Annotated in this window: 2 protein-coding genes; both read left to right on the forward strand. The window is 72.0% G+C overall.

Annotated features, from left to right (window positions below; genetic code table 11):
- Positions 1–1,144, forward strand: a 1,144-nt coding sequence (locus JHD82_RS28950) for an MFS transporter (protein WP_199140336.1), incomplete at its 5' end; no start/stop codon positions are given.
- A 60-nt stretch (positions 1,145–1,204) separates the two neighbouring features.
- The coding region (locus tag JHD82_RS28955; RefSeq protein WP_199140338.1) for an AraC family ligand binding domain-containing protein at positions 1,205–1,415 on the forward strand (211 nt) is incomplete at its 3' end.

Here is a 1,415-nt window from a genome sequence, read left to right on the forward strand (position 1 = left end):
GGTGCTGGGCCGCGCAGGGCAGGGCGTGGCCGGGGCGCTGCTGTTTCCGGCCACGCTGTCGCTGATCAACACCTTGTATGCGGCCGGGCCCGAGCGCAACCGCGCCCTGGCCGTGTGGAGCATGGCGTCGGCCGGCGGGCTGGCGGCCGGCGCGTTGCTGGGCGGCGTGCTTACGCAGACGCTGGGCTGGAACTGGGTGCTGTGGGTGCTGGTGCCCGTGGCCTGGCCGTGTGCCATGGCGGCGCTGCGCTTTCTGCCGCCCTCGGCCCAGACCGGGCGCGCCGCGCCGGGCCAGGGCTTCGATCTGGCCGGCTGCCTGAGCGTGACCTTGGGCAGCAGCCTGCTGGTGACGGCCCTGGTGCAAGGCCCTGAATGGGGCTTTGCCAGCGCCGCCACGCTGGGGACGCTGGCCGTGGCCATGGCGGCGCTGGCCCTGTTCTGGCGCATCGAGGCCCGCATCGTCTCGCCGCTGATGCCGCTGTCCCTGCTGCGCGTGCCCAGCCTGCGCGCGGCCATGCTGCTGACCATGATCTTCATGAGCAGCTTTGGCGTGCAGTACTACTTCCTGGCGCTGTACTTCCAGCAGATCTTCGGCTGGAGCCCGCTGCAGGCCGGCATGGCCTTTTTGCTGCCCACGGCGGTCTGCACGCTGGGCATCCGCTGGGCCGAACACTGGCTGCACCGCTCCACGCCGCGCGCCGTGCTGATGGGGGGCTGGGCCGCAGGCACCATCGGCCTGGCCTACATGGCCTGGGCGCTGCCGCTGGGCGGCAGCTATGTCTGGCTGGTGCCCGGCTTCGTGGTGCTCAGCCTGGGCCAGGGCGCGTGCTGGACCGCCATGTGGGTGGTGGCCGGCCAGGGCGTGGCGGCTGCGCAGCAGGGCGTGGCCTCGGGCATTGCGGCCACGGCCCAGCAAGTGGGCGCGGCACTGGGGTTGGCCCTGCTGGTCATGGTGGCCACGGCGCCGCTGGCCGGCATCACGGCGCCCGATGCGCTGCGCGAGGCCACGGCCCGGGGGCTGCAGCAGGCCGAATGGGGTGCTGCACTTATCGCGCTGCTGGGGTGGGTGGTGTCTGCGGGCATGCGCCGCGCACCGGCAAGCCAAGCCGTGCCGGGCGCGGAGCAGCCGGCCTGCTCGCCTTGAGGTCACTGGCCCGCAGTTACCATCTGCGGCTGCTTTGCACACCCCTCACCACCAACCCACATGGCAGAAACGAGCATCTCCAGCGACTGGGTCCGGCATTCGCAGCTGGGCGCTGGCCTGGAGCGCATCGAGGCCTATTTCGGCGGGCACGGCTATGCGCCCCACAGGCACGACACCTATGCACTGGGCCTGACGCTGTCCGGCGTGCAAAGCTTTGCCTACCGCCGCAGCCAGCGGCGCAGCCTGCCGGGCGGTGCCATGGTGCTGCATC

Origin of the sequence: Delftia sp. ASV31, assembly GCF_016428765.1 — a bacterium.
Classification (GTDB): Bacteria; Pseudomonadota; Gammaproteobacteria; order Burkholderiales; family Burkholderiaceae_C; genus Comamonas; species Comamonas acidovorans.